The 26,150-nt window shown below is 37.2% G+C and carries 27 protein-coding genes; 16 read left to right on the top strand and 11 right to left on the bottom strand.

The features are described from left to right. The first annotated feature begins 187 nt into the window (after positions 1 to 187). A complete protein-coding gene (locus BTN98_RS14005; protein ID WP_105030024.1) occupies positions 188 to 622 on the top strand; it encodes a hypothetical protein in 435 nt (144 codons plus the stop codon). Positions 623 to 1,252: 630 nt separating this feature from the next. Beyond that, the gene (locus BTN98_RS14010) at positions 1,253 to 2,281 is read left to right on the top strand and encodes an ion channel (protein WP_060997994.1); all 1,029 of its coding nucleotides are present in this window, start codon (positions 1,253 to 1,255) and stop codon (positions 2,279 to 2,281) included. 132 nt (positions 2,282 to 2,413) lie between these two features. Here BTN98_RS14010 and BTN98_RS14015 read toward each other — a convergent pair whose 3' ends face one another. Continuing rightward, positions 2,414 to 3,259, bottom strand: coding sequence for a cysteine hydrolase family protein (locus BTN98_RS14015; protein ID WP_060997993.1), 846 nt, complete (start codon positions 3,257 to 3,259; stop codon positions 2,414 to 2,416). 139 nt (positions 3,260 to 3,398) lie between these two features. Here BTN98_RS14015 and BTN98_RS20360 point away from each other — a divergent pair, with 139 nt between their 5' ends. The 5 genes from BTN98_RS20360 (at position 3,399) to BTN98_RS14035 (ending at position 6,133) form a co-directional block, all read left to right on the top strand. After that, complete coding sequence (locus BTN98_RS20360) at positions 3,399 to 3,542, top strand: hypothetical protein (RefSeq protein WP_156451833.1); 144 nt, start codon at positions 3,399 to 3,401, stop codon at positions 3,540 to 3,542. A 149-nt stretch (positions 3,543 to 3,691) separates the two neighbouring features. Next, the gene (locus BTN98_RS14020) at positions 3,692 to 4,318 is read left to right on the top strand and encodes a YoaK family protein (protein WP_060997992.1); all 627 of its coding nucleotides are present in this window, start codon (positions 3,692 to 3,694) and stop codon (positions 4,316 to 4,318) included. 203 nt (positions 4,319 to 4,521) lie between these two features. Then, the gene (locus BTN98_RS14025) at positions 4,522 to 5,154 is read left to right on the top strand and encodes a hypothetical protein (RefSeq protein ID WP_146107025.1); all 633 of its coding nucleotides are present in this window, start codon (positions 4,522 to 4,524) and stop codon (positions 5,152 to 5,154) included. 336 nt (positions 5,155 to 5,490) lie between these two features. Beyond that, positions 5,491 to 5,751: a hypothetical protein gene (locus BTN98_RS14030; protein WP_060997990.1), complete on the top strand. Its 261-nt coding sequence runs from the start codon at positions 5,491 to 5,493 to the stop codon at positions 5,749 to 5,751. Between the two features lie 82 nt (positions 5,752 to 5,833). Next, positions 5,834 to 6,133: a hypothetical protein gene (locus BTN98_RS14035; protein WP_146107026.1), complete on the top strand. Its 300-nt coding sequence runs from the start codon at positions 5,834 to 5,836 to the stop codon at positions 6,131 to 6,133. Positions 6,134 to 6,207: 74 nt separating this feature from the next. On the opposite strand, the gene BTN98_RS20860 is transcribed toward BTN98_RS14035, so the two are convergent. After that, the gene (locus tag BTN98_RS20860; RefSeq protein ID WP_412779400.1) at positions 6,208 to 6,438 is read right to left on the bottom strand and encodes a DmsC/YnfH family molybdoenzyme membrane anchor subunit; all 231 of its coding nucleotides are present in this window, start codon (positions 6,436 to 6,438) and stop codon (positions 6,208 to 6,210) included. Between the two features lie 20 nt (positions 6,439 to 6,458). After that, the gene (locus BTN98_RS20365; RefSeq protein ID WP_060997987.1) at positions 6,459 to 6,671 is read right to left on the bottom strand and encodes a hypothetical protein; all 213 of its coding nucleotides are present in this window, start codon (positions 6,669 to 6,671) and stop codon (positions 6,459 to 6,461) included. Between the two features lie 284 nt (positions 6,672 to 6,955). On the opposite strand from BTN98_RS20365, the gene BTN98_RS14045 reads away from it, so the two are divergent. The 3 genes from BTN98_RS14045 to BTN98_RS14055 all read left to right on the top strand — a co-directional run bounded on the left by BTN98_RS14045 (position 6,956) and on the right by BTN98_RS14055 (position 8,883). Further along, a complete protein-coding gene (locus BTN98_RS14045) occupies positions 6,956 to 7,801 on the top strand; it encodes a patatin-like phospholipase family protein (protein ID WP_060997986.1) in 846 nt (281 codons plus the stop codon). A 134-nt stretch (positions 7,802 to 7,935) separates the two neighbouring features. After that, positions 7,936 to 8,589: an oxygen-insensitive NAD(P)H nitroreductase gene (gene nfsB / locus BTN98_RS14050; protein ID WP_060997985.1), complete on the top strand. Its 654-nt coding sequence runs from the start codon at positions 7,936 to 7,938 to the stop codon at positions 8,587 to 8,589. A 3-nt stretch (positions 8,590 to 8,592) separates the two neighbouring features. Further along, positions 8,593 to 8,883, top strand: coding sequence for a putative quinol monooxygenase (locus tag BTN98_RS14055; protein ID WP_060997984.1), 291 nt, complete (start codon positions 8,593 to 8,595; stop codon positions 8,881 to 8,883). A 113-nt stretch (positions 8,884 to 8,996) separates the two neighbouring features. On the opposite strand, the gene BTN98_RS14060 is transcribed toward BTN98_RS14055, so the two are convergent. Then, positions 8,997 to 10,883, bottom strand: a complete 1,887-nt coding sequence (locus BTN98_RS14060) for an FAD-dependent oxidoreductase (protein WP_060997983.1) — start codon at positions 10,881 to 10,883, stop codon at positions 8,997 to 8,999. A 446-nt stretch (positions 10,884 to 11,329) separates the two neighbouring features. On the opposite strand from BTN98_RS14060, the gene BTN98_RS14065 reads away from it, so the two are divergent. Both BTN98_RS14065 and BTN98_RS14070 read left to right on the top strand, forming a co-directional pair. Then, a complete protein-coding gene (locus BTN98_RS14065) occupies positions 11,330 to 11,944 on the top strand; it encodes a histidine phosphatase family protein (RefSeq protein ID WP_060997982.1) in 615 nt (204 codons plus the stop codon). Positions 11,945 to 12,203: 259 nt separating this feature from the next. Beyond that, positions 12,204 to 12,485: a hypothetical protein gene (locus BTN98_RS14070; protein ID WP_060997981.1), complete on the top strand. Its 282-nt coding sequence runs from the start codon at positions 12,204 to 12,206 to the stop codon at positions 12,483 to 12,485. A gap of 78 nt (positions 12,486 to 12,563) precedes the next feature. Here BTN98_RS14070 and BTN98_RS14075 read toward each other — a convergent pair whose 3' ends face one another. Next, on the bottom strand, positions 12,564 to 13,544 hold the full coding sequence (locus tag BTN98_RS14075) for a GlxA family transcriptional regulator (protein ID WP_060997980.1): 981 nt from the start codon (positions 13,542 to 13,544) through the stop codon (positions 12,564 to 12,566). 164 nt (positions 13,545 to 13,708) lie between these two features. On the opposite strand from BTN98_RS14075, the gene BTN98_RS14080 reads away from it, so the two are divergent. Further along, complete coding sequence (locus BTN98_RS14080; RefSeq protein ID WP_060997979.1) at positions 13,709 to 15,559, top strand: beta-ketoacyl synthase; 1,851 nt, start codon at positions 13,709 to 13,711, stop codon at positions 15,557 to 15,559. A gap of 78 nt (positions 15,560 to 15,637) precedes the next feature. Further along, positions 15,638 to 16,657, top strand: coding sequence for an HAD family hydrolase (locus BTN98_RS14085; protein WP_231730686.1), 1,020 nt, complete (start codon positions 15,638 to 15,640; stop codon positions 16,655 to 16,657). 120 nt (positions 16,658 to 16,777) lie between these two features. On the opposite strand, the gene BTN98_RS14090 is transcribed toward BTN98_RS14085, so the two are convergent. Continuing rightward, positions 16,778 to 18,076: a DEAD/DEAH box helicase gene (locus BTN98_RS14090; protein ID WP_060997977.1), complete on the bottom strand. Its 1,299-nt coding sequence runs from the start codon at positions 18,074 to 18,076 to the stop codon at positions 16,778 to 16,780. Positions 18,077 to 18,270: 194 nt separating this feature from the next. Beyond that, positions 18,271 to 19,917, bottom strand: a complete 1,647-nt coding sequence (locus BTN98_RS14095) for an ABC-ATPase domain-containing protein (RefSeq protein WP_060998006.1) — start codon at positions 19,915 to 19,917, stop codon at positions 18,271 to 18,273. Positions 19,918 to 20,512: 595 nt separating this feature from the next. On the opposite strand from BTN98_RS14095, the gene BTN98_RS14100 reads away from it, so the two are divergent. After that, positions 20,513 to 21,403 carry a phosphotransferase gene (locus BTN98_RS14100; protein ID WP_060997976.1) on the top strand — a complete coding sequence of 297 codons (891 nt, stop codon included), beginning with the start codon at positions 20,513 to 20,515 and terminating at the stop codon, positions 21,401 to 21,403. A gap of 96 nt (positions 21,404 to 21,499) precedes the next feature. Then, the gene (locus BTN98_RS14105) at positions 21,500 to 22,201 is read left to right on the top strand and encodes a RimK/LysX family protein (protein WP_060997975.1); all 702 of its coding nucleotides are present in this window, start codon (positions 21,500 to 21,502) and stop codon (positions 22,199 to 22,201) included. 81 nt (positions 22,202 to 22,282) lie between these two features. Here BTN98_RS14105 and BTN98_RS14110 read toward each other — a convergent pair whose 3' ends face one another. The 4 genes from BTN98_RS14110 to BTN98_RS14125 form a co-directional block, all read right to left on the bottom strand. Next, positions 22,283 to 23,095 carry a DUF2797 domain-containing protein gene (locus tag BTN98_RS14110; RefSeq protein WP_060997974.1) on the bottom strand — a complete coding sequence of 271 codons (813 nt, stop codon included), beginning with the start codon at positions 23,093 to 23,095 and terminating at the stop codon, positions 22,283 to 22,285. Positions 23,096 to 23,180: 85 nt separating this feature from the next. Further along, entirely contained in the window at positions 23,181 to 23,996 is an 816-nt protein-coding gene (locus tag BTN98_RS14115; RefSeq protein ID WP_105030025.1) for a hypothetical protein, read from the bottom strand. Positions 23,997 to 24,390: 394 nt separating this feature from the next. Next, positions 24,391 to 25,329 (bottom strand): amino acid ABC transporter permease, encoded by a 939-nt coding sequence (locus BTN98_RS14120; RefSeq protein ID WP_060997972.1) that lies wholly within the window; start codon positions 25,327 to 25,329, stop codon positions 24,391 to 24,393. 2 nt (positions 25,330 to 25,331) lie between these two features. Beyond that, positions 25,332 to 26,147, bottom strand: coding sequence for a transporter substrate-binding domain-containing protein (locus BTN98_RS14125; RefSeq protein ID WP_060997971.1), 816 nt, complete (start codon positions 26,145 to 26,147; stop codon positions 25,332 to 25,334). Positions 26,148 to 26,150: the final 3 nt, after the last annotated feature.

A 26,150-nucleotide genomic window follows, 5' to 3' on the forward strand; every position in this document is an offset into this window, starting at 1 on the left:
GATACACCTGAGTTTTTTAAAGGTGGAGCAGAGTTTGCAAATATTATTAGTAACTTAGCTATGTCGGTCGTTGCTGGTTATATTTTTTATATAATGACATCAGTAAAGTTTGAAGCTGATAGAATTAATAAATCAAAAGAAATAGCAAAAAAAAATTGTTGTATCTATTAGGAATCAAACTGTTTCAATGTTTCAAGTACTAGCTGAAAAACCACATGAAAAGTTCACTACTTTTCCAACAGAAGAGGAATTATCAGGCTTTTTAGCAAATAAAACGTTTGTCACAACAGTGAAAGGAAAACAGTATATAGATTTATCCGGTATTGTGCATGAGCGTGATTTACACTTTTATTTATTTGAGGATTTCCCATTAAAATCGGCTAATTTACAACATTCATTATCCGTTTATTTAGACTTCCTTGATAAAGATATGCAAATTTCGTTCTATAAACATTTTAATTCTAATTTCTTTGATAATTTTTCCGACCGAACACTTGCTATTATCCTAACTGGACAAAGTAATAAAATATCTGATTTTACACATGGTTTTTTAGTTCTACGACAAACAACTTTGGATCTAATTGAAGCATATGAAACAGTCTACGGTTCGATAGATAAATGAATTTAACAAATAAGGATATGTGTCGCGAAGCCGACACTTATTCAAAGTGTTGGACAAGCCCGAACAAAATATTACGAATATCATAAAGGGTGATGCTGAAAAGAAGTCGAGCGTCATCCTTGTCGTGAACCAATCAATTTAATGCATTGATTTATCAAAACATCAAAACATAGGACACCCATAACTTTCGTAATCCATTTTGATCAATTATGACGGTACTCCATAAATGGTTGTAATCCGTTGAGCTAAGTATCGCTTGAGATCTTCAGTAGTTATGTATCAGGCGATTTATTCAATGTGAGTAATAGGGAATCAACTATTCAGTGTTATAGATTTTATGATTCTACGTGAAATTAACGTGTATCACTGGCGTCTTTAAGGCTCGATCACGCGTTGAGTAGATCACGGATAGTTCGTGTCTCACTTCCGAGATGACGGACATTAGGCTGAGGAAAACAGGGTAAGAAATAGAATAAAAAAGACAGGATAGCCATAAAAGTGTTAATGGTTCAACGACCGTCATTTTTCAAATAGGGCACAGATAGGACACGAAATTTTTGAAATGTAATGCATATAGCTGTTTTATGATTGACTACAATGTTAATGTTATGTAAATCAAAAGGAAGGGATATGCATTTACTATTAAACGTCATAAAAAAAGTAATTAATAAGCATTTTATGGCGATTAATAGATATACATTAATGTTGCTCGTTAGTGGTTATGTCATGTTGAGTTGGATAGGTTTAGTACTTGCTAAGGAATCTGATTTAACCGAAAGCATGGTAAGTTTTACTTATTATATCGTGACGACAAGTAGTACCGTTGGCTATGGTGATTTAAGTCCAACGACTGCATATGGACAGTTATTTGCAGCCTTATTTATTATTCCTTGTGGCGTGAGTTTATTCGCATTGTTAATAGGTAAAATTGCAGTTTTTTTTACTGATTTTTGGCGTGCAAATAGAAGAGGGAAGCAAAAATTGAATTTGGAAAATCATATTATCGTTATTGGTATAAATAGTAGTCGTACGCCCCATTTACTTGAAATGTTGAAAAGAGAAGAGCAAGGACGGCGAGAGGTGGTAGTGGTATCGTGTGAATATGATGAATCACCATTTGATACCGATGTACATTTTGTGCGTGTGAATTCATTTACTGACGCAATAGAGATGGAGCGTGCAAGCCTTTCTACAGCGAGTGCTGTGATAGTTGATACTGACTTAGATGATGCAACTTTAACCATCAGTTTATTTATCGCAGAGCAAAATAGTGATGCACATTTAGTGGCGCATTTTGATGATTCGATTAAGCGAAATCTATTACATAAATATTGCCCTAATTCTGAATGTATATCGTCATTATCAACAGAGTTAGTAGCTAAGTCAGTAATAGATAAAGGATCAAGCTTTATTCATTCAGAATTAGTGAGTGCACATAAAGGACAGACCCAATATTCTATTGAAGTTCCACTACATATTGATGATATTACACTTGAGTCAATTTATTACACATTCAAAAAACATCACGAAGCTATTATTATTGCAGTGCGTCAACGAAATAAAACATGTGAGATTAATCCGAGTTTAACTACCATACTTACCGCTGGTGATATTGTTTATTATATAGCGGATGAACGGATTGTTGATTTAACTTGGTAAGTTGTAACTTAAAGTTTTTATTGTTTTTTTTGATTAAAAAATAATGATAGTACTATCATAAAAAAGTTTGAGAAATTTCAATGTTCTTCTTACTGTTTATATTGCGCAGTAATACATTGCGCAATATGAGATCTAACGGTGGTTAACATCGGTTGTATTAGCGATATTAACACCTAAAGCGAGCATTCTTTCAACAAAGGCTTGTGCTTGCTTTTCAAAGCCAGCAACAGGGCTGGTGGTATCAATTAGAAGAGTTAATTTACGAATGTCATCGCGCGGTAGCTTGTCGATCATTTGTTCTACGGTGCTGGCGACGCAGTGAGATAGAGCCTGTCCTGAGATAAAAACACGATCACTCTGTACAACTAATGCAGTTAATTGGGGATCAAACTGGGTCTTTATATCATCATGGAGTGGGTATTCAGCCTCACATCCTCCATAGTGTTCAGTATGTGGGTTTTCACCTTTAGATATGGTGTGACTTGAAATGTTTTTCTGCTTCTCCCAATTATCTATAGCTGTTTGAATTGGTGCCACAACAGTATGACCAACTGAATCAATAACACAGTGTGTAGGCCAAATAATGAGGCTGTATTTACCTGTTTGCTCAAGAGACTGAGTATATTCAAGTACATGGTTAAGTTGTTCTAGATCGGTTGGCTGCCACAGACCATCAACAATATCTTGATAACTAATAAGCGTAAATGGGGCTGGATGTTGACAAAGCTTATTTTGCCAATAAATCGAATGTGCAATATCGTACTCATGGTGGCTATCAAGGGTTACCACGATATTGTTGATGCTAGTTTGTTGATTGTGAATAAAGCGAGCCAATCGTTGCGCGTCTTCCCATGAATGGGGAACAGGAAGGGCGGGAGAGATTGTCTGTGCGGCTACATTAAGTTGCTCATGTAATGGAACATCATAAAAGTCGTATTGAGGATCAATAATAAGTAATGATGTGATTGTTTGATGCATTGCATACTCCTTTATGCTTTGAGTTATAGATACTCATTGACCAACTTCTGGTAATAAAGTCGACGTAAATATACGTGGGTGAGCAGTAATTGAAAAGAAATAACATAACTATATGAATGGTCAAATAGGGGATAACGATATGTTTTGTATTAAAAAAGATATGGCTGTCCCAAAATATCAGTCTCAAAATATCATTTATGTCGACATGAAAGGCAAGGTTGATCACCCTAAAGATCTTGGTGGTGGTGCACGCATGGTTGTGGTGTTATTAAGTAATAAATAACATAGTCATAATATTCTCAAAACTATTATGGCTATGTTTAACCTATGTTAAATACTCAAAATAAATGTAATACTGACGAAATTGTTATCATTATTTAATACTTTAATCCATTGAACCTATCTTTAATTAAACCGACTATTCTTTCGGCTATGCCATTCTTATTATTATTTAGCGCAGGTATTGTTGATGCTATTGGTTTTATCCATCTTAAAAATGGTTTATTTGTATCCTTCATGAGTGGTAATACAACACACGTGGCAATGTTGTTATCTAATCATCAATATGGACAATCAATATCTTATATAGGAGTGATCTTACTGTTTGTTACAGGGATCACCGTCGGTGAGATGATTGCTGTATTGCAGAAAAAAAATTATCGTTGGCTGGTGATGAGTGCTGTTTCTATATTGTTATGTAGCGCTATTTTTATCGAAAAAATTACCGTTCCAATGGCAACTAACTTTGTACTTGCTTTTGCGATGGGGCTACAAAACATTGCATTAAGGATCACAATCAGTAAGGCGATGCCATTAACATTTGCAACCGCTTTTCTCGCAAATACAGGACGAGAACTGGCATTACTACTGCTTGGTCAAGGAGATAAGCAACTATTTTTTAAGCAACTTAGCTTGTGGCTTGCTATTTTCATTGGTGCTATAGTTGGTAGTAATTTAATGGCACTCTCATTAAATTACGCCTTAGTTGTGCCTGTTGTACTGTGTCTATCTATTACCGGATTACTTTTTTGGTTAAAAGATTTAACCAATGATGATTAATTTACTATTCAAGTCGACTAAACAGCATAACAACCCATCGATTCAATGGAATAAATATCCTATTACTGATTGTTTTGAGTGGAGTGTCACAAATCTATTCTTACTTGAATGTTACAGAAAATAATTAACATATAATAATATGCAATTTAGTTTATATGGTGGCTGTTAGCTGTTAATATCGAGATTCAGCGGGAGGGTGAATCTTGGCTTTGAATGCGATGGAAACAAGAGGATTTGTTATGAAAATGCTTGTTGGCTTTTTTTTGATTACATTACCATTAAATACGATTGCAAATGAAATTGAAGCACCATTTGGTTTTGTATGGGGGCAATCTTATCAGCAAATAAGCAGTAAAGTGTTGTTAACTGATTGTTCTACTAGAAAACATTTAATGGTGTGTGAAACAACGCAACCGATAAAAAAAGTTTCTTATGGTGAGCGTTATATCGTAGTTATCGATCATAAACATGGGCTTCAAAAAGTAATGCTCGTTAGTCGAAATATTTCTAGTGATACGCTTGGCGTTGCAGGGAAAGCTTTGTACAGTCAAGTAAAAACAAGCTTAACTAAAAAATACAATCCTCCCCAACTAACTGATTATTCGGCTAATAATGATGATGACAACAACGCATTCTATCAATGTTTAAAGGCTAATGATTGTGGTAATTGGTTGTCTCATTGGCATGGAAAAGATGGTAGCAAAGCTATAGTTGAGCTAAAAGGCTTATCTGGTGAAAAAGGATATTTAATGATGACATACCAATCAAGTAAGTGGGAGAAGATCATCAAATTTGTAAAACTAGAAAAAAATGAATCTGACTTTGATGCATTGTAATAGATTATATTCATTACCATTACCATTACCATTACCATTACCATTACCATTACCATTACCATTACCATTTGTCTGTTAATTTTCTTTATTAGATAAAAATATTGAGTTTAGTTATTTAAAGAAATAAAACCTTACATCGTTGTCATAAACGAAATAAAAGTAGCTTAAAATAGGTTGTATTCGTGGTTTTAATCACCTTTTTTGTCGTTTTTTTCGTTGAATAAATAATTAAACTCACTATAAAATGTGATGGTTATGTTACACAATCAATAACCAAATTTACTCGACTTACATGGAATGAGTCAGGTTAGATATATTAATCATAAGGAAATGACAATGCAGTGGGATGATGTAAATGGTCCAAGATCTTTCTTTGGTAAAGCACCTGTTGATATTTACAAACCTATCGAGATAGGAGAAACCGCAAAACTACGTTCAAATAGGCATGACATTAAAGTGAAAATTATTGATTGTCAGTCTGATTTTATGAAAGGCGAAGTAATCGAAGTGAGTTCTGATATCGAACTAGAAATGCTTGTTCAGGGCGATATGGTTAATTTTATACCTAAAAACATTGTGACGTTATACCGTAACTAGTAAAACAAGACATTATCTCTGATAGATATTAATAATTATATTGGAAATGATTTTTTAACGCGCTTAAAGGATGAAGTTAGTGGTGGGTATAAGTAAATCTGGTGCTGAACGTTATGGTAAAATGTTTGCACAATTAACCGATGAGTCATGGTTATTCGGTGTGATTGTCGCTGCTGTATTTTTAGTGATTACACTATGCTTAAGTTATAGCATTGTTTATTTTCTTCCTCTTTATCAGCCAACATCAGAATCAGTCATCGCAATAATGACAACGTTAAGACCGTTAATGTTTGTGTTTCCAGTCATTACTGCAGGATTAACGTTTGCTGCTGGTTTCAGAGCGGCTAAATCGTATTTGAATACTAAAGCAATGGTGCAGTAATTTAGATTAAAACGCTACCCACGCTTTTTAGGTCGTGTATGGCGTTTTTCATTATGCTTATAATATTAAATAAATTATATGATTCCAACGGTGAAGTGTAAGCCGTAAAAAACGCCGCGACCGATGAGCTCTGCAATAAACATCACGATAAAAGCCGGCAAACTAATGGCTGTAATTGCTTTAGTTTGATGTGCTTTAAACGCAGAGAATAGCCATAACCTTCCAGCTATCACCAGTAATACTGTGCCATTGAATTCACTCATACGCTCAATGTTTGCCGCAGAATAGTCACCATAGTGGTTCAAGTAGCCACCACAAAGGTTCATCATACGAGCGATAAGCGTGCTTGATGGATCCCAACTAAACAGACACGTACTAGATGAGAATGGTTAAACATATCATCACCGGTGTTATCTGTTTCTACATATTTAATCTCACCATCAACAACATGCATTCGCAATGGGCAACGAGAGCCGCCAGTTAAACAGCCTCGATTAGTGATCTGTAATACTTGTGATAATTGTTGTCTAGAGTGCATTGATGCTTGTTTTATTTCAGCAATAACGATGACTGAAGAATGAATATTAGTCGATGGTTATGGTTGAAATTACGTGTTTTATTTTTGTAAGTTTAAAAAAAAGCTTATATATTTATTAAGTGGAATAACCCTCATATGAGCAGTGTGGTTGTTTTTAAACTGAAATATGCAATAAAAGTATGCTTTTTCTATTATTGTGTACAGTAATATTCGGCTTATATTGATACTCTGATGATATATGCGATTGGATTTCAATAAGTTTATAACTTATAAGGATAAATGTTATGAATGATACACCTAAGCGTGCTTTGGTTGTTGAGGGTGGAGCAATGCGTGGTATTTTTGCTACGGGTGTTCTTGATGCATTTCTTGAAAAAGATTATAACCCATTCGATTTTACGATTGGTGTTTCTGCCGGATCAATGGTGTTAATGGGTTATTTGTGTAAAAACCATAAACGTAACTACCAAGTAATCACGGAATATGCACGCAGTAAATCATTTATTAACTATGTTCGATTTGCAAAAGGGGGCAATCTTATCGATATAGATTGGCTATGGTCTGCAAGTATTGATAATTTACCACTTGAAGTTGATAAATATGAAAGCCAAGGGATCCCTCTTTTTGCTACCACAACAAACATAGCTACCGGTGATGCTGATTATATTGAAGTTAAGCGTGATAATTTGCAGAGCTTAATGACAGCAACCTGTGCATTACCGATTGTTTATCATAATTTTCCTAAGGTTGATGGTGTTGCTATGAGTGATGGTGGCATTGCCGATCCTATTCCGGTTATTGAAGCTTACCGTCGCGGTGCACGTGATATTACCGTTGTTTTATCACATGCACAGGCAAACTTTGTTCATAGCCACCAGGTGCCTTGGTTAACCCGTAAAATTTTTAAAACCACACCGGTATTTGGCCAAGAATTTCTGACGAAAGAATCGCGTTATAATAAAGCGCTGTATTTCATTCGTAATCCGCCAGCTGATTGTCGTATTACTGCCATTGTTCCCAATAAAAATTTTTTAATTAAACGTTTAACACGTGATGTGAATAAATTAAATGCAGGCTATGAGTTAGGACGCCAAGCAGGACTTAAGGCTATCGAAGAAGATATGAAGTAACGCGTGCAACATTGTAATAATCGTTTCTGATAGTAAAAATGAGTTTTGGAAAATCGATATAGTGTATAGGTTTTCCTTTTTATCATCTAAGAGTATGGTATAGCACTAAAGATTATACGGTACAGGAAAATAATATGACTATTGTAGATGCGGCGAAAAAGCGCTATTCAACCAAAGCTTTTGATCCTTCTCGTAAGTTAACAGATGATCAATTACAACAAATTAAAGCGTTAATTCGATTAAGTGCTTCCAGTGTTAATTCACAGCCTTGGCATATTATTGTTGCCGCTACAGATGACGCGAAACAGCGTATAGCGACAGCAGCTGAAGGACCGTATGTATTTAATAAACCTAAAATTTTAAATGCATCTCATGTGTTAGTTTTTTGTTCAAAAACAACCATAGATGATGATTATTTAAATGATCTATTAGCGTGTGAACAGCAAGATGGTCGTTTCTCAAATGAACAATCAAAGCAACGCATGGTTGATGGACGTAACTTCTTTGTTGATTTACATCGAAAAACATTAGGTGACGCTGATCATTGGATGCAGAAACAGGTATATCTTAACATTGGTTCGTTGCTATTAGGTGTGGCTGCAATGGGGATTGATGCGGTTCCTCTTGAAGGTTTTGATCGTGAGACTTTAGATAAAGAATTTGATCTTAATGCGCAAGGCCTTACAAGTTTAGTCGTCGTACCTATTGGCTATCATAGTGCTGATGATTTTAATGTTGAGGTGCCAAAGTCACGTTGGCAGAATGAGCAAATTTTTACGGAGTGTTAACGAATGATTTATTTATTAGCAGAAATTAAAGCTAATTCTCATTGTATCGAGAAAGCGAAAGCACTATTAGAGTCACTTATTGCGCCAACGCATTTAGAAGCAGGTTGTGAAAGTTATAAGTTGTTTGCTGATCAAAATGAAGCAGGATTATTTGTGATGCAAGAAGTGTGGCTGTCACAAGCTCACCTTGATGCACATTTAGAAAGTGCGCATTTTCTCAACTTTTTAACTACCGCTGATGAATATAAATTATTTGAGTATGTAAAATTACGTCCAATGAACTTGGTTGGGTAATTTAGCGTTATCTCATGATTTACGTTAAATAAAAGCCACTGGTGGTATTTGTTTAAATAACAAATATCGACAGTGGCTTTTTTATTAGCTCTTTAAGGCTACTTTAGAAGTGATCATGCTGTAATTGGTTGTAACCCACTAATTATTAAGTTTTTATCAACTTTATAATCAGTCGCATAATGGCGTAATTTACAGTTATTGCCATCGTGACAACCACAGCTGAGACAACGTTTCGCTTCATCAATGGCTGCTTGATCGGCATAACCTTTTTCGACTTCATTAAAGCTCAAATGACGTTCACCAACATTAAGTTCAGCCATTTTATTACGCATGACTTGCTTTAATGCATGTTCAAGCTCTGTTTCAATATCCGTTGCGTTATTACCTGAGAGTAATGAACGCATCACATCTTTGAGCTTGTTAATATGATCAGGACGAATTAAATGCCCACGGGTAACATTGCGCTCACGGAATGACTCGGTATAGAGTTTTTCCATGTTGCCACCAAATTGGTTATCGATAGCTTGCGCTGCTTTACGGCCATCGGCAATCGCTTCGATGGCTGTTGCAGGGCCACGACGAAAATCACCAATACCAAAAATCTTATCGACACCTGAATACATTGTCTGTTCATCAGTATCAAGCGTGTTCCAACGGCTCATTGGCAATTCAATGGTATCGCTATCTAAAAAGCGCGTATCTGTTTTTTGTGATACAGCCGCGATGACGGTATCAAACTCAGCATAGATATATTCGCCAGTGGCTTTAGGAGAACAACGACCTGATGCATCAGGTTCACCAAGTGTCATCGTTTCTAATTTCACTTGGCAAATACGGCCCGTTTCATCAGCAATATTTTCAACGGGATTGGTTAAAAATAAGAAATTAACCCCTTCATGTTCAGCTTCTTCAATTTCATATAATTCAGCGGGCATTTCATCACGCGTTCGACGATAGATAAGGGTTGTATGAGCACCTAAACGTAATGCTGTTCGGGCACAGTCAATTGCTGTATTTCCGCCGCCTATAACCGCCACTTTTTTACCAATCGTGTATTGCTTATCCAATATTTGATCTTTTAGAAAGTCGACACCAAGATAATGACCTTGAAGTTCTGTACCCTCATAGCGCATTTCACTTGCAAGTGATGCACCTACAGCAAGGCACACAGCATCATAATCATGTTGCAATGACGATAAGCTAAAATCAGTCCCTAATTTTTTATTGGTTTCGATTGTCATACCATTACGACACATAATGTCAATTTCTTGATCTAACACATCTTTAGGTAAGCGGTATTCTGGAATACCATAACGTAACCAACCGCCAGCTTGTGGCATTGATTCAAAAACCGTGACGTTGTAACCTTCATTGCTAAGGAAGTAGCCACAACTTAGTCCACCAGGACCTGCACCAACAATAGCAATTCGTTGTGGTTTAGTTGGCTTTTTCGTTGGCGTATATGCTTGTAAAGAAGCTAAATCTATATCTGCGGCGTAGCGTTTAATTTGACGAATTGCAATCGAACCATCGACTAATTTACGTTGACATTTAGCTTCACAAAAAGCGGGGCATACTCGACCAATAGATAAGGGCATTGGTAAGGTTTTCTTGATAACTTCAATGGCTTTTTGAGGCTGATTGGTGGCAATAAAATAGAGATAGGATTGAATATCTACATCAGCAGGGCATGCAACTTGGCAAGGTGGCACGCTACAACTGATATTAGGTGCAGATAAAAGGTGCTCAAGTGCATGTTTACGACGTTGGATCAAAGCGGTAGAAGTTGTGGTAACTTTCATACCTTCAGCGGGGTAGACACGACAGGATTTGACTGTACCACGGTGCTCAATTTCAACGTCACATAAGTCGCAATTATGATGAAAACCATCGAGTTCACAAAGTGATGGAATTGTAATGCCACATCGTTGTGCAGCTTTGAGCAAGGTTTGACTTTTATTTACCTTGAATGTTTTACCGTCAATAATGATATTTACCATTAAGAGTCTCTATTCTTGTCATCTACTGAGAGCAAAGTTGTTTTGATAACGTTGGTGTGCCTCAGTGATTTTTAATTATTGTATGAATTACCTAAAAGGCTATATCCGTATAAGCCAAAGATACGAATTGCTTAAAAAAAGCAGAGATTAGACCATAGCAAACTGTCTATTTTATATTCGTAGTACAAATAGGGACGGGATAATAGCATGATACCTTGTAGGGATAAAGAGGGCTTATTTGAATTTCATTTCCATTTAAATTCTTTATAATCATATAGTTATTAAAGGTAAGCGTTTGCGTATCGTGGTTTTTAACGTGATTTAGATAAGGATGTTGAGTGGGATTAATAAGAATAATTGCTATTAATTCAAGTTTGTTTTTGGCTTGGTTATTGTTGGTGATGCGCAGATGGTATAACCTAACATCCACTTATAGGGGGAACAGCATGTCAAAAAGTATATTTTTATTACGCCACGGACAAACAGTCTTTAATGCACAACAGCGTTTACAAGGACACTGTAATTCTAAGTTAACGGATTTAGGGCAGCAGCAAGCATCAGCGATTGGTCGATCACTAAAAAATAAGTTAGCCAATAAAAGTCAATGGACTATTTATTCAAGTCCATTAGGTCGCGCAGTTCAAACCGCTGAAATTGTTGCTCAACAAATCGGTATTGACCCAAGTGACATTGTGCAAGATCCGCGTTTACAAGAGTTTTGTTTAGGTGATTGGGAACAAGCTTATATTCCTGAACTTAAAATAATGCACCCACGACTTTGTGAGCAGAAAGATTGGTATTTAATGGCTCCAAACGCTGAATCATATTATGGCGTTAAAGATCGTATTGAAGACTTTTTATCCGATATCTCTGTTTCTGAAAATGCGATTGTTATTTCACATGGTTTAACGGGAGCTGTTTTTCGTGGAGTCTATGCTGGCATGACCTATGATGAGGTATTCTCTCAAGACTTACCACAAGATGCCTATTTTTTATTAGCAAATGATAAAATTAGCCGTATTCAATGTGATATTCATAGCGCCATGAGTTTAACAGTTTAAATCATTATTACAGCAAACCAAGTATCAGTTTTTTTTCTAAAAAAGATTTATCTTTCCTTTTACGATAAAGTGTAATAAAACTTACTTAAAGTGACAGATGTATACTTATGTTCATGGTCGGTTCATTTACAAGGCGCTATTATTTAGAACAATAATAAAAGTATTTAATTGATGTTTGCATAAGCAGACTTATCAGGTACATGATAAATGTTAAGATAACTTAACGGCCTGATTGATATGATTTTAGAGAGGCGTGTCCATGAGAAATTTACTTACTGGTTTTTTTGCTGTTGTAATCGGCTTATTTGCAGTTTCTTTTGCTGCTATTATGGCACTATTTCTTGGTATTGCGGCGATGATTGCGAAACCATTTATTAAACGTAAACTTGCTGCCGAAGGTATGCAATACGAAGAAAAGAACTTTACTGAAGGTTTTGCTGGCCAAGATGAAACAATGAATAGTGTGTTTCGTCAACAACGTCAAACGGCATCAAATGTGATTGACGGCGAATGCGAAGATATAACAAGTCGAAAATTTTAATCGACATCGACATACCTATCATAATAAAAACGCTTAGCCTTATTGCTAGGCGTTTTTATTGGTTTTTTGAAATGTTGATTATTGAACGTTGTAGGCTTTTGCCTTCACCATATTGCGATACTGAGAAGGGCTAATATTAAATTCTTTTTGAAACCGTGTTGAAAAATGATACGGATCTTTATATCCCACCTGTTCTGATACATCAGACAATGACATTCCAAAATCACGCAACAACTCCTTAGCGGTTTCCATTCGTATTTTTTGCAGATATTGATGGGGGGCTTGTCCCACTTGATCTTTAAATTTACGATTGAAGCTCCGTAGAGGTAGACCGCAATGCTGAGCAATTTGCTGAGTCGTTAATGGTTGTGACATACAACGCTGCATCCAGTCTTGCGCTTGAGCGATAGATTCATCAAATTGTACTTGACCACCAATCTCATAAAAAGGTTGATGACCTGATTTACTTATTTCATGGCCATAATGAGTTTCGATGGTATTAGCGATTTTCTGACCATAGTATTTAGAAATTAAAAACAGCACCATTTCTGTCTGTGAGTTAATACTTTCAGTACAATAAAGACCATTAGCTGAGGTAATAGATGCTTGACGATTAAGTTTTATTTGTGGGTAACGTTGGGAAAATTTGTCATAAAAATACCAATGAGTTGTGGCCGTTTGGTTATTTAATAATCCAGTTTCAGCTAGCCATGTAACGCCTGTTCCTGTGGCAATTATCTGCGCACCATTATGATATTGCTTAATTAGCCATGCGGGTATTTGAGGGTGTTTTGCGATTGAAGAGATAGGGTTTCCCCACATCGGTGGCACAATAATAATGTCAAAATTTGTTTCATCTTCAAAGGTAATATCGGGTTGAATGCGAATACCTGCGGTTAACATGGGCGATGCTAAACTGGAAGCAATTAGCTTAATTTCAAACGGCGATTGTTGCTGAGTTTTACGATCACGCAGACTTGCAGCACTAGTTAACATCTCTGCACTTAATGAGATTCCAGTGATAAGTGCCCGATGGAAAAGAATAAAACCTACTCGCATTATTTTTGTTTCCATGATAATTGATTACAAAACATACGTTAGTGTAATATTTTGGTTAGTTTGGCTGGAATACAAGTAATTTTGGCACAAACGTAGAATGAATCATAGGTTAATACTGATATTCTGATTTCAACGGTGTATTAAATCGATCTCAGGATATTAAAATGGCAAAATTACCGCTAATTGTGGGTTTAGGTGGCATCAATGCTGCTGGTCGTAGTTCAGGCTTTCATAGTTATAAGCTGATGATCGCTGATGTACTATCTGATGATGTAATGCAATCAACATGGCAAGATCTCGCTCATCGTATGGGATTGAGTGACGATGGCGCTATTACCGAAGATATTATTACCGCGATTAAAGCGGGCACCTGTGTGCGCCGTATCCATTCTTTCGATCCTGATAATTTGCTGTATCAATATAAAGCGAATTTAAATTCAGCAGATGATCAGATCACATTTACATTGCGTAAATCTAAATTACCTAATCATATTCCGTCAAACTGGCAAGTTGATATTCAAGGAACAAAAGCGGTGATCACCGTAATGGGAAACCTTGACGCATTAGTAGAAGGCCGTGTTGCTTTCCCTGTTTCAAGTGGCGGTAATATTCCTACTGGCTTTGAGCCAAGCAAATTATATAACTCTCGTTTTCACCCACGAGGCTTGTCGTTAACGGTATATGGCGCTTCAGATGCCCTTAATTCATTAGGTTTTGAGTGGAATGAAGTGTTACGTCATATTCGCCCGGATGAAGTATCAGTGTACGCTGGAAGTGGGCTAGCACAAATTGATGATAACTCGTTAGGAGGCATGATTGCTGCGCACCTTACTGGTGGGCGTGTTAGTTCAAAGATGATGGCTTTATCTTTTGCTGAAATGCCAGCAGATTTTATTAACGGCTATGTGATCAATAGTATTGGCGCAACAGGCACGAATATGGGGGCATGTGCAACTTTCCTCTATAACCTTCGCCAAGGTATGCATGATATTCAGCATGGCAAAGCAAAAGTTGTGATTGTCGGTAATGCTGAAGCACCGGTAGAGCCTGAGATCATGGAAGGCTTTAGAGTGATGGGTGCTCTGGCTGAAGACGAACAATTAAAAGCGCTTGATGGTATAGACAGTGTCGATAACCGTCGAGCTTGTCGTCCATTCTCATCCAATGCTGGTTTTACAATGGCAGAGTCAGCACAATTTGTGGTGCTAATGGATGATGAGTTAGCCCTTGAATTAGGCGCTAATATTTATGGTTCTGTGGCAGATGTATTTGTAAATGCGGATGCCAATAAAAAGTCAATTTCAGCGCCAGGTGTAGGTAACTATGTCACTGTGGCAAAAGCGGCGGCACTAGCAAAGGCGATCCTTGGCGAAGAGGGCATGAAGCAAACATTTGTCCAAGCACATGGTACCGGAACACCACAAAACCGCGTAACAGAAAGTCATATTCTTAACGAAGTTGCTAAAACGTTTGGCATTGAAAGTTGGCCTGTTGCTGCAATTAAATCGTATGTAGGTCATTCAATGAGCGCTGCTGCCGGTGATCAACTTGTTGCTTCTCTTGGTGTATGGCAATACGGTTGGTTACCAGCGATTAATACCATAGATCATATTGCTGATGATGTGCATTGCTCTAATCTTAATATTTTAATGGATCACACCTATGCCGGTGAGTATGGTCAAAACTACAAAGCAGTTATTCTTAACGCCAAAGGTTTTGGTGGCAATAATGCATCGGGTTTAGTGTTATCACCACAACAAACTATTGCGATGCTAACCGCTAAATACGGTAATGATGCTATGGCTGTTTATCAGACGCGCAATCAGGCTGTTAAAGCTGTTACAAGCAGTAATGATGCTAATGCATGCCAAGGACAAGAAACCATTCGTTATCACTTTGGTGAAGCGGTGATGGATGAGCATTCAGTAACCATTACACCTGATGCGATTAAATTGTCTGAGTTTGAACACGCTATTGTGTTTGATAGTGTTAACCCTTACGAAGATTACAATTAGAATCAAAGAAAACAACAAGCAGGTTATTAATGACCTGCTTTTTATTACCATAAAAACGAATAACAAGGATCTAGCTTTGTGACTAGAAAAAAAAGGGTAGCAATATGGGTGGGTATCGCTACGTTACTTGCGGCATCAACATCGGCTTATAGTGCAACATGCAGTCATGATGGTGATGTTTTACCATTATGGAATAGCAGTGCGAGTCGTAGTGCTATTACTCAGTTTGTTAACGATGTAACAACCGTCGGTAATCCCGATTACGTCAAGCCCAGTGCACGTATTGCGGTGTTAGATAACGATGGTACCTTGTGGCCTGAAAAGCCAACTTATACGCAGTTTTTGTTTGCCTTTAGTCAGATTAAGCATGAAAGTGCACAACATCCTGAGTGGAAAACAGAAACACCGTATAAGTGGGTACTCGATAACAACACCAAAGCTATTTTTGCAAAAGGCTGGGGTGCATTATTACCTATTCTTGCAACATCTCAAGCAGGGTTAACGCCTGAGCAATATAATAAAGATATCTTAAATTGGCTCTCAACAGCGCAGTCTCCCCGTTTTAAACGTCCATATACTGATCTAGTCTATCAACCGATGATTGAGTTGATTGATTATTTGCATAAACATCAATTTAAAGTCTTTATTGTAACGGGTGCTGGTGGTGCATTTGTTAAACCGTGGAGCGAAGCTATCTATCACATTCCCGCTGAAAACGTGATTGGTACTGCCTTTGGTTACACTTATAAAGATGGCACTTTGATTAAAAATAATAAGTTAGTCTACATTGATGACGGCCCACAAAAAGCGATCAATATTGCGACGATTATCGGTAAGCGTCCTATTCTTGCTGTTGGTAACTCAACGGGTGATAAAGCGATGCTATCATGGACGACATCTCAAAAAGGTGCCAGTTTAGGCATGTTGATCCACCACACCGATGCTGAACGTGAGTGGCAATATGGCGCTGATTCTTTTGAAGGTAAATTTACCCCTGCATTGATGCAAGCAGCAAAAAAACATCAGTGGCAAGTAGTTGATATGAAAAAAGATTGGTGCCGAATCTTTCCAACCAAAGCGGAACGTCGTTCATTATAGATAGTTAGCTATATGATGTAGTGCTATAGCTAAAATGTACAACAGAAGCAAAACTAAAAAAGCCGAGTAAGATAGCAATCTTAACTCGGCTTTTTGTGATACTTAAACAATTCGATTAAATTACTTCTTTAAACGAGTGATTTTAGTTGCTTTACTGCTAATTGCTTTACGTAAACGAGCACGACGCTCAGCAGCAGATTGATCCTGAGTCGGATTATTTTGACGACCCGCACGATCGCGATAAGCTGCTTTAGTGTTCATGCGCTCAACTAATGCTTCACGGCTCTTTGGCTCGTAACCTTCTAATTGTACGCGGTGAATGCGTTGATTAATCAAACGCTCGATTTGAACTAAAGTAAGTTCTTCTTCACGGCTAACAAATGAGATTGCATTACCTTTTTGTCCTGCACGACCAGTACGGCCAATACGGTGTACATAGTCTTCAGCAAGGAAAGGCATGTCGTAGTTTACAACATACGGTAAGTTTTGAATATCTAGACCGCGAGCAGCAACTTCTGTTGCAACCATAACGCGTGCTTTACCTTCTTTAAACTCTTCTAATGCACGACGACGGGCACTTTGTGCTTTATCACCATGGCAAAGCACCGCTTTTATACCATCAAGCTTTAGTTCTTTAACTAGTTGGTTTGCGGTTTCTTTGTAGTTTACAAAAACTAACACTTGTGGCCAGTTTTTCTTACCAATCAATTCAGATAGCATTTCACGTTTGCGATCTTCATCAACAGGATAGACTACGTGTGCAACCGTTGACGCTGTACTGTTTTCTGGTGTTACAGTAATACGTTGTGGCTTACGTAGAATATCTGCCGCTAATGCGTTCATTTGTGCAGAAGAGGTTGCAGAGAACAGCATTGTTTGTGGCTTAGTGCGAATATCTTCTAGAATAACGCGAATAGCGCCGATAAAGCCCATATCAAGCATACGGTCAGCTTCGTCAAACACTAAAAATTCTAAGTTAGCTAATGAAACGTTATTTTGTTCCATGTGCTCAATTAAACGACCCGGTGTTGCTACAAGAATATCAACACCTTGTTCTAGGCGTTTTTCTTGCGATGACATTTTCTTACCACCAAAGATAGCGGCACAATTAATGTCAGTATATTTTGCGTAATCGTTAATATTTACTGAGATTTGTTCAGCCAATTCACGCGTTGGTGCAAGAATTAATGCGCGAACGTTAAAACGGGTTTTGGTTGCTGGTTTATCCAACAACTTTTGAATAATAGGTAGTGCGAAGGCTGCTGTTTTGCCTGTACCTGTTTGTGCTAAAGCTAAAATATCAGCACCACGTCGTGCTTGAGGAATGGCTTTTTGCTGAATTGGGGTTAATTTCTCATAACCCATCTCAGTTAATGCTTTAACGAGATCTTGAGAAAAACCTTGAGATAAAAATGACATGCTGTGTTCCTAAACTGTCGGCCTATGCCGATTACATTCATAAACTAATGATTATTTTCAGCTTATGAATGTAATCTGCGAATAAAATGACCGCATATTATAGTTGATTGTAGCTTATTTCGCTACTGTATCCTGAGTTAACATAAACCCCGCATTGAGCGGGGTTTAGAGAATAACCGAGTTTAGCCTAAGGCTTACTTAAATTCAGCTTTACGCATTCGGTTTAAAACAGCCATTACCTCGATAACACGAGGCTTAGCCATTTCACCGTATTTAGGCATCATATCTGCCCAATTGTCGTGTAACATCTTGGCAAATGCATGGCTAGGATTTTTTTCCCAACCTTTAGTTTGTGCAAGTTGGAACCACAAGTAACCAATAGCCAACAGTTGGCTTGAGTGAGCAATTTGTTCTAGTGCTTGTAGGTCAATGTATTCACGACCAAAACGTAGTGATGTTTTGTCTTTTACTTGAATACGGAATTTGCCTTCTTCTAGCATTGCTTGCAAGGCACTACGGTTTATTTGTCGTGTGCGAGGGTGAACAATAACCTCTGTTCCTTCTTGCTTACGACGTGTTGGGTGAGAAGCAACAACCGCACGTGCTTTTTCTGTTACATCAATAGCATCATAATTGTGCATTTGAATAACAGTATCTGCGACATCAAGATAGTCACCAGAGCCACCCATTACCAGCATCACTGAAATGTTGTGTTGATCGCGCAGTAGTGCGATACGGTCAACTAATGGTGTAATTGGCTCATCTTCTTTACAGATCAATGCTTGCATACGCTCATCACGGATCATGAAGTTAGACGCAGAGGTATCTTCATCAATCAATAAAGCTTCAGCACCAGCTTCAATGGACTCTTGCAGCCATGATGCTTGTGAGGTTGAACCTGACGCATTTTGACTACTAAACGCAGTAGTATCTTTACCCATAGGTAAATTGCTGATGTAAGGCGATAGATCAACATTGTGAACACAACGGCCATCTTCTGCACGAATTTTAGCTGCAGCATCATTGGTTACAACATATTCACGGCCGTCGCCAGGAACATGATCATAGATAGAGCGTTCAATAGCACTTAGCAGTGTTGACTTACCGTGGAAACCACCACCAACGATAAGCGTAATACCTTCAGGAATACCCATACCGCGAATCTTACCTTTATGCGGTGCTTCTAACTCCACCGCTAGGTTATCAGGGCTTAGGAATGGAATAGCATCAGGTAGTGGCAAATCACTGTTACCTGCAATACGAGGTAATAAGCTGCCATCAGCAACAAAGGCTAATAATTTATGTTGTTTTAGTTGGCTACGTAGCGCAACTTGATCTTCAACTGCCTCACAGTGACGTTGTAACTCATCCATTGGTAATTCACGTGCGATAGTGGCACGTCGAATCATTTTGGGTAAATAGAATGTCAGTAGGTTTAGCGTTTTTTTCGCAATAATAGTACGACCATCAGATGGCAGATTAATGCGGAAACGTAATTCAATACCTTCATCATCAAATACGACAGAGGTACGATCTAGAATTGTTTGTCCTGGCATGTCAATTAAGACAGCGTTGTCTTGCTGGGATAAATCAGCAAAGAAGCGTGCAATAAAATCACGAGCTGCACGCTGATAATCAGTCGATTTTCCACGTAGCCATTCAAGGTCAGTGAGTGACCATGCGCGACGAGCACGAACGCGAGAAGCTGGCGCAAAGGGATCCGACTGAACGGTATCGATAAAAAAGTCGAAATCAACAAAGTGATATTCACCGCGCATACTTGAATAGCTGCGGTAGTTATGACGGTCAATTTTATGGAGTTTGGCTTCGAGTAATTGCATATCGCCCCGATATCGTTCGTTATTGAATGCAGAGCGCATAATGAGGTCGGCTCTGGTCGCTGGATATTACACTAAACACTGGCTTTTGGCATGAAAACTTTAGCTAGCTCACAAAAAACAGCTAAAAAGTAGGCGTATTTCAACGACTATAATGATAGGAATGTAAAGTCATTTTATATTGAATAAAAAACACAATTCGATTATATCGTTACAAAACGAAGTGTTTTTTATAATGTGTCAATTCTCAAAGACAATACGCAATATAAATATCCCTCTATGGTATAGATATACCTAATATCTATATGATTTTTTGTTTGATTTTTCATGTTATAAATTAGTTATTTTTATATGATAAAATTACTTAGTTTAGAACTCTAAATTATCATCAAAAAAAAGTGATTATTATTACTAAAAATGAAATTGTAACTAAAGGTAAGCTATTTTCGTCTTTTCTATCTCTCAATACTGGTTATCTTTGCTGTTATGATGCATTCTTAAAATATAAAACAACGAAAAGCCACATAAAAACAATCGCTTATGCCTTGAGGGTATAAGTGATTGTGTTGTGTGACCATGATGATCAAAGGTACTAAAGATGAATAAACCCCAGCTAAAAGTCATTGCTGAAAATGCGTTTATGGCAATGTTTCGTCGCAAAGCTGACGTGTGTGATATTCAGGAAACCTTTTATGGTTGGGTCGTTTTTCTGGCCTCAGGGAAGTTGAAAATTGTAGTTAAATTTTCACGTGAAGTCGGTCGTATAGGAAAAGAAGTCGCGAGTTTAGAGCAGTTACGTAAAATTGTGTCATGCCCTGTACCTGAGATTTATTTGTTTGGCCGAGAAAGTGGTTATGATTATATCGTTTTAGATTGGTTAGAAGGGGTCTCTGCGCACCAATTACCTGAAGATTCTAAAGCGGTGATGACATTTAGAGAAGATTATACTGATATTTTACTGGCACTTCATGAGCATCAGCATCCACAAGGTTTTGAGCTTTCAAATGGCGAATTTAGTCAAAACTTGGGAGCAGCATTTGATGATTGGATGGGAAGCGTATATCACTACTTGATGAGCATAGGCTCTCCCTTTAGTGCTGCTCTAAAAGATAAATTTACCGCCCTATGGGAAGATAGAGCCAAAGTATTAGCTCCGATTGCTCATGAGTCATCATCATTTGTTCATGATGATTGTCATATTGCTAATGTGTTGTTTGATCCTACTACTTTTAAAGTCGCTGGTTTGTTAGATCCTTGCGATAGTGGTTTTAAACATCGAGAACTGGATGTAATTCATCTGTTTGATGTCCGTAGTGACTTACATATTGCAGAGCGTTATCTTGAAAAAAGTCATTTAGATGATGGCTTTGAACAACGTCGCCATTTTTTCAGTCTATGGGATGATGCTAAACATAGCCGCAATATGGGGTGGTATAATGAAAAATGGTTAACCAATAAATTTTCATTATATGAAGCGGCAGCACATTAGAAAGGCCGCTGGTGGCAGATGATTTATTTGGCATAACGTTAAACCACGTATTATGGTTAATTACTGCCTGTATAAATGTAATAGAAGAGAGAATGTATGAAGAAAACTGCAGTAGGTTTATTGGCCTTGTCGCTTTTTGGTTGTGCTCAACAGCCATCACTAAAAGACCAATCACAACCAACAGTTTCAACAACGTCACAACCAACAGCTAAACCTTTAGTGTTTGCTTCAATGGTGACCGCTGCTGAAATGCAAGCAGCTGCAAAAGCTCAAACTATTGCTGCTGAAAAAAAAGCTCACCGAGTTAAAAAACAGGCCTTAGCTGTAACTGAAGTAACAACCGATAAAATCACCGCTTCAACGGCGTCAAAGAAATTAACTACAGTCAATCATAAAGCGAGCTCTAAAACCAAAGACGGTATGTTAGTGCTAGGTCATCATGAGTGGGTGTTGATGTTGCCAGGTTCTAAACATGTTTCTGCTTATGTTGATCCTAAATCTTCTACATCTCGCGTTGGGGTTAAAAATCTGGTTGAATTTGAACGTAACGGCGATAACTGGGTTAAATTTGTGTTCCAAGGTAAAGAATATAAATATCCTGTAGAGGCCTGGTCAAAAGCTGACAATAACGCCCGTTTACCGATTGTTTTATTACGCACAAAGCTAGGCGATCGAAATGATGAAGTTGAATACCAATTGATAGATGGCGGCAATGGTGTAGTGTTAGGTGAAAATTTTATGCGTGATATCGCAATCCAAAATAGCCAACGTAAATATGTACAGCCAAAAGCGAAATAAGCTTTATTCTTAGCATAACGCATAAGAAACGGCATTGCTCTTAATTAAGATCAATGCCGTTTTTAGTTGTTACCGGTATGCTTATTCTGCAATGATTACTTCGTAACTGCTAAATTTACGAATATTAATCACACCAGTATCAAATAATAAATACTGGCCTTTAATTCCCTCAAGAATACCGCTAACAACAGGCTCTTTATCAAAATTGTGAGACGCTATTTTGGTTGGGAAATGATCAACAGGATAATGAATATCAACAATATCATTATTTAAATATTCGATAGCATCTTCACCAAACTCTGCGCAGATCTCGGCCAGTTTTTGTTTTACCTCAGGCAATAGTAATTGCGCTTGTTGGTGTAAATCGATATTGCTATTATTGCCTTTTAGCATGGTGCGCCAGTTGGTTTTGTCTGCCACCATTTCAGCAATAGCAACTTCCACTAAACCAGAGATTTGACGTGTTTTTACTTTTAATACTGCCAGTGCTTGTGTGGCACCTTGATCTATCCAGCGAGTCGGAAGCTGAGTATGACGAGTAATACCGACTTTTAGTGCAGAGGTATTAGAAAGATACACATAGTGAGGCACCATGCAGTTTTCCTCTCCCCATTGTGGTTCTCGGCAGGTTCCTTTTGCATAATGGCAAGTTTCTGGCTTCATGATACACATATCGCAACTTGCCAGTTTTTTCATACACGGAAAGCAATGGCCTTGTGAATAACTCTTTTTGGTTTTCTTGCCGCATGAACAGCAGAATATATTGCCAGTATGAGTAAGGGTTAATTGTTTACCTATGAAAGGGTTTAGGTGAAGTTGCTGATCGCCAATTGGAAGGTAGTAATCGACAACCTTTCCAAGCGATGATTTCATTTTGCTGAGTGTACCTTGCATGCTCTTGCTCACTGTTTATTTTTGTTATGAGTGTATCAGGGATTGGTATTAACCCCTAGATATCTTAATAATTTACAGTATTAACTTACTTTGCTTTTGATATTACTTTTAATTGAAGTGGCTGTGTTTTTTCTTGAGGAGAGAAAAAATGCTTAATATTTTTTTTTGAAATAAAGCTACGCATATCTAATTGAGCATATTTTTTAGAATTATATAACTTGAATTTAGTTACAAATAATATGGGATTGTGATCAGAGCAGTTGGAACTTTGTTTTATGCTCTCAAGGGCAAGCGGTTTGTTATTAATCGGGATCTCAGATAATAATGTTAGGTTTACCACTATATTATCTTTAATAATCAGAGTGTTATTTTTTTTATTTATTTTTATATGTTTATCACTAAAGTAGTAATTATCATTGTGAATATAAATATTAGCAATGTTATAGTTTGCTTTTTTATGACAGTTGTTTTCTTTAGTATAAAAAAAAACCAGATATCCAGGTAAAAAATGTTGGAATTTGTAACTTACCACCATTTTTTGTTCACTTGATCCTGAGAATAAGTCTTCGATGGATAAACTATTGTATTTTGAAAGTACCTTTATAACATCTGCTGTTAGACGATAAGGTGTTTTTACTTCCATTGGTTGAAAGAAAAAAAGTACACAAAATTGGAAGACAAAAATAGTAACGATAATAGAGAATTTTTGTAATGTGGATCTAATGGTTTTAAGTATCCAATTATAGCTTATGATAAATACGATAACAGACAATGCGCATGAAAGGGGGTATCCTATGATAATCCCAGCTCCTGTTGACATATGACTAAGTATAATCGCCTCTGTAATAATGATACTTATCGATAAAAATAATGAAATAAAAAACCGTTGGATTCTATTCATGATGATTCCTACCCATTATTAAAACAACAACTAATCATTCAAAATTACTCATACTATATATGATATATATTAGTCACAAATAATGAATATTTACACTTATAAAGCTTTATGCATACAGTGTGTGTTACATCGTATTATTTGTCTCGATCTTTTATTTATATAAAAAGCGTCATCTTTATATCAAACATCAGAATTAATACTATACTTTAATAAATTTATTAATACAGGTGATATAATGTGAGGGTTTTTATACTAGAGTGGATGAATAAATATATAGATTTAGTCAGTAAGAAAAAAATATATAATCTGTATAAGTGAATATATTTAATGGTAATACTGCAAATAGAAAATAGACACCCCAAATAATTAATATTTAGGGATGCCTAAGTTGTTATCAACGTTGTAGATGACGTGAACTGTGTTTTTCTAGTTTTCTAAATAATAGCGATAAGCTAAAGCATAATATAAAATAAACAGCACCCACAATGAGCCATATCTCAAAAATATACCCAGAAGAGTTAGCTATTTCTGAGCCGGTAAATGTCATTTCCTGTATAGAAATCAATGATATAATTGATGAGTCTTTGACGATGGAAATAAACTGTCCAGCCAGCGTGGGAACGATAGCAGAAAATGCCTGTGGGAATATCACAAATCGAAATCGACTGTACGTAGATAATCCTAATGAATCAGCTGCTTCCCATTGACCTTTGCTAATTGTATCAATACCAGAGCGAATAATTTCAGCAATATAAGCCGCAGCAATCAGCCCGACACATAAAACACCTGAAAATAAGTTCTCCCATAAGTTACTGTGTCCAAATAATATTATTTGCAATACATTTTCTTGACCGCTGTAGTGGCGGAATAAATGACTTAATCCTAGTAGTGGAATAAGTTGATTTGAAATGAAAAAGTAAAAAATAAACACAAAAACAAGCGGGGGTATATTACGTACAACTTGAATGTAACTACTCGCAATCAAGTTGATGATCTTAAATGATGAACGATGTGCAAGCGCAAGCAATAAACCCATTGTTGCCGCAAAAATCATTCCCCATATACTTACTCGAATTGTACTAATAATCCCTTGAATAAAGTAAGGGATACCGCCATCGTGACTACACGTAAATACAAGCTCAAGTGCTCGATGCCAGTGCCAGTTATAGTGGATACCTACCGAAGAGCGGTAGGCTAACCATCCAATAAAACAGCTAATAATGATGAGTAAAATAACATCGAGTTTATTTAGCTTAAAATTAAAACGACGCTTCACAGGCGGGGGAGAACCCGCCTGTGATTCGTTGTTACATGACGTTTTAGTTACAGTCATTATTATTTAGTCTCGTTAACCTGATCTTGCCATTTCATGGTTTTAAACCAGTATTGGTAACGACTATTTAACCAACCGTCTTCAGTGCGCACTTGAATCCAGTTATTGAGGAAGTTAAGTAAGTTAAAGTCACCCTGACGAATAGCAAAACCTGTTGCGTAACGTGTTAATGGTTTCTTAAATGGCATAAATAAACTATTTGGATTTTTAAGCACCATTTGCTCTGGCGTTGGTGTTGATGCTAGTGCTGCTTGAGCATTGCCATTTAATACTTCTTGGAAAGCTTGAGTTTCATCATCAAACTGACGTAATTTTGCTTTTGGAAATAATTTACGTGCCGTTTGAACAGGGTAGGCACCACTACGAACAGCAATAGTTACACTACGTTTATTATAGTCAGCAATTGTTGTCATTTTTGATGCAAGCTTTTTGTTTGCAACCATTTGAACGGCAGAATATGAGTATGGGTGGGTGAAAAGAACACTCATATTTCGCTCTGGTGTAATCGTTAATCCACCAATAATAACATCAAACTTACCTGCTAATAGTGCTGGAATAATACCATCCCAAGCGGTAGGTACGAATTCAATTTTCAAACCCGCATCAGCAGCTAAACGTTTTGCAACATCAACTTCAAAGCCGATCAAATCACCTTGTTTATCGCGCATCGCCCAAGGGACAAATGTAGATAAACCGACCCGTAATGTGCCACTTTCTTTTATTTGCTGTAAAGCATTTGTATCGTCTGAAGCAAAGGCATTGGTAGCCCCTAATAAGCAAGTAAAAACGGTAAGTAATACCGCAATGAAGCGTTTCATAGC

It is taken from the genome of Photobacterium aquimaris (genome assembly GCF_002954455.1).
GTDB classification, from domain to species: domain Bacteria; phylum Pseudomonadota; class Gammaproteobacteria; order Enterobacterales; family Vibrionaceae; genus Photobacterium; species Photobacterium aquimaris.

Excerpts from the sequence above, each read along its gene's own strand:
- BTN98_RS14005 (WP_105030024.1), top strand. The coding sequence starts at position 188 with ATGTTTCAAGTACTAGCTGAAAAACCACATGAAAAGTTCACTACTTTT.
- BTN98_RS14010 (WP_060997994.1), top strand. The coding sequence starts at position 1,253 with ATGCATTTACTATTAAACGTCATAAAAAAAGTAATTAATAAGCATTTT.
- BTN98_RS14015 (WP_060997993.1), bottom strand. The coding sequence starts at position 3,259 with ATGCATCAAACAATCACATCATTACTTATTATTGATCCTCAATACGAC.
- BTN98_RS20360 (WP_156451833.1), top strand. The coding sequence starts at position 3,399 with ATGTTTTGTATTAAAAAAGATATGGCTGTCCCAAAATATCAGTCTCAA.
- BTN98_RS14020 (WP_060997992.1), top strand. The coding sequence starts at position 3,692 with ATGCCATTCTTATTATTATTTAGCGCAGGTATTGTTGATGCTATTGGT.
- BTN98_RS14030 (WP_060997990.1), top strand. The coding sequence starts at position 5,491 with ATGCAGTGGGATGATGTAAATGGTCCAAGATCTTTCTTTGGTAAAGCA.
- BTN98_RS20365 (WP_060997987.1), bottom strand. The coding sequence starts at position 6,671 with ATGCACTCTAGACAACAATTATCACAAGTATTACAGATCACTAATCGA.
- BTN98_RS14045 (WP_060997986.1), top strand. The coding sequence starts at position 6,956 with ATGAATGATACACCTAAGCGTGCTTTGGTTGTTGAGGGTGGAGCAATG.
- nfsB (WP_060997985.1), top strand. The coding sequence starts at position 7,936 with ATGACTATTGTAGATGCGGCGAAAAAGCGCTATTCAACCAAAGCTTTT.
- BTN98_RS14055 (WP_060997984.1), top strand. The coding sequence starts at position 8,593 with ATGATTTATTTATTAGCAGAAATTAAAGCTAATTCTCATTGTATCGAG.
- BTN98_RS14060 (WP_060997983.1), bottom strand. The coding sequence starts at position 10,883 with ATGGTAAATATCATTATTGACGGTAAAACATTCAAGGTAAATAAAAGT.
- BTN98_RS14065 (WP_060997982.1), top strand. The coding sequence starts at position 11,330 with ATGTCAAAAAGTATATTTTTATTACGCCACGGACAAACAGTCTTTAAT.
- BTN98_RS14070 (WP_060997981.1), top strand. The coding sequence starts at position 12,204 with ATGAGAAATTTACTTACTGGTTTTTTTGCTGTTGTAATCGGCTTATTT.
- BTN98_RS14075 (WP_060997980.1), bottom strand. The coding sequence starts at position 13,544 with ATGCGAGTAGGTTTTATTCTTTTCCATCGGGCACTTATCACTGGAATC.
- BTN98_RS14080 (WP_060997979.1), top strand. The coding sequence starts at position 13,709 with ATGGCAAAATTACCGCTAATTGTGGGTTTAGGTGGCATCAATGCTGCT.
- BTN98_RS14090 (WP_060997977.1), bottom strand. The coding sequence starts at position 18,076 with ATGTCATTTTTATCTCAAGGTTTTTCTCAAGATCTCGTTAAAGCATTA.
- BTN98_RS14095 (WP_060998006.1), bottom strand. The coding sequence starts at position 19,917 with ATGCAATTACTCGAAGCCAAACTCCATAAAATTGACCGTCATAACTAC.
- BTN98_RS14100 (WP_060997976.1), top strand. The coding sequence starts at position 20,513 with ATGAATAAACCCCAGCTAAAAGTCATTGCTGAAAATGCGTTTATGGCA.
- BTN98_RS14105 (WP_060997975.1), top strand. The coding sequence starts at position 21,500 with ATGAAGAAAACTGCAGTAGGTTTATTGGCCTTGTCGCTTTTTGGTTGT.
- BTN98_RS14110 (WP_060997974.1), bottom strand. The coding sequence starts at position 23,095 with ATGCAAGGTACACTCAGCAAAATGAAATCATCGCTTGGAAAGGTTGTC.
- BTN98_RS14115 (WP_105030025.1), bottom strand. The coding sequence starts at position 23,996 with ATGAATAGAATCCAACGGTTTTTTATTTCATTATTTTTATCGATAAGT.
- BTN98_RS14120 (WP_060997972.1), bottom strand. The coding sequence starts at position 25,329 with ATGACTGTAACTAAAACGTCATGTAACAACGAATCACAGGCGGGTTCT.
- BTN98_RS14125 (WP_060997971.1), bottom strand. The coding sequence starts at position 26,147 with ATGAAACGCTTCATTGCGGTATTACTTACCGTTTTTACTTGCTTATTA.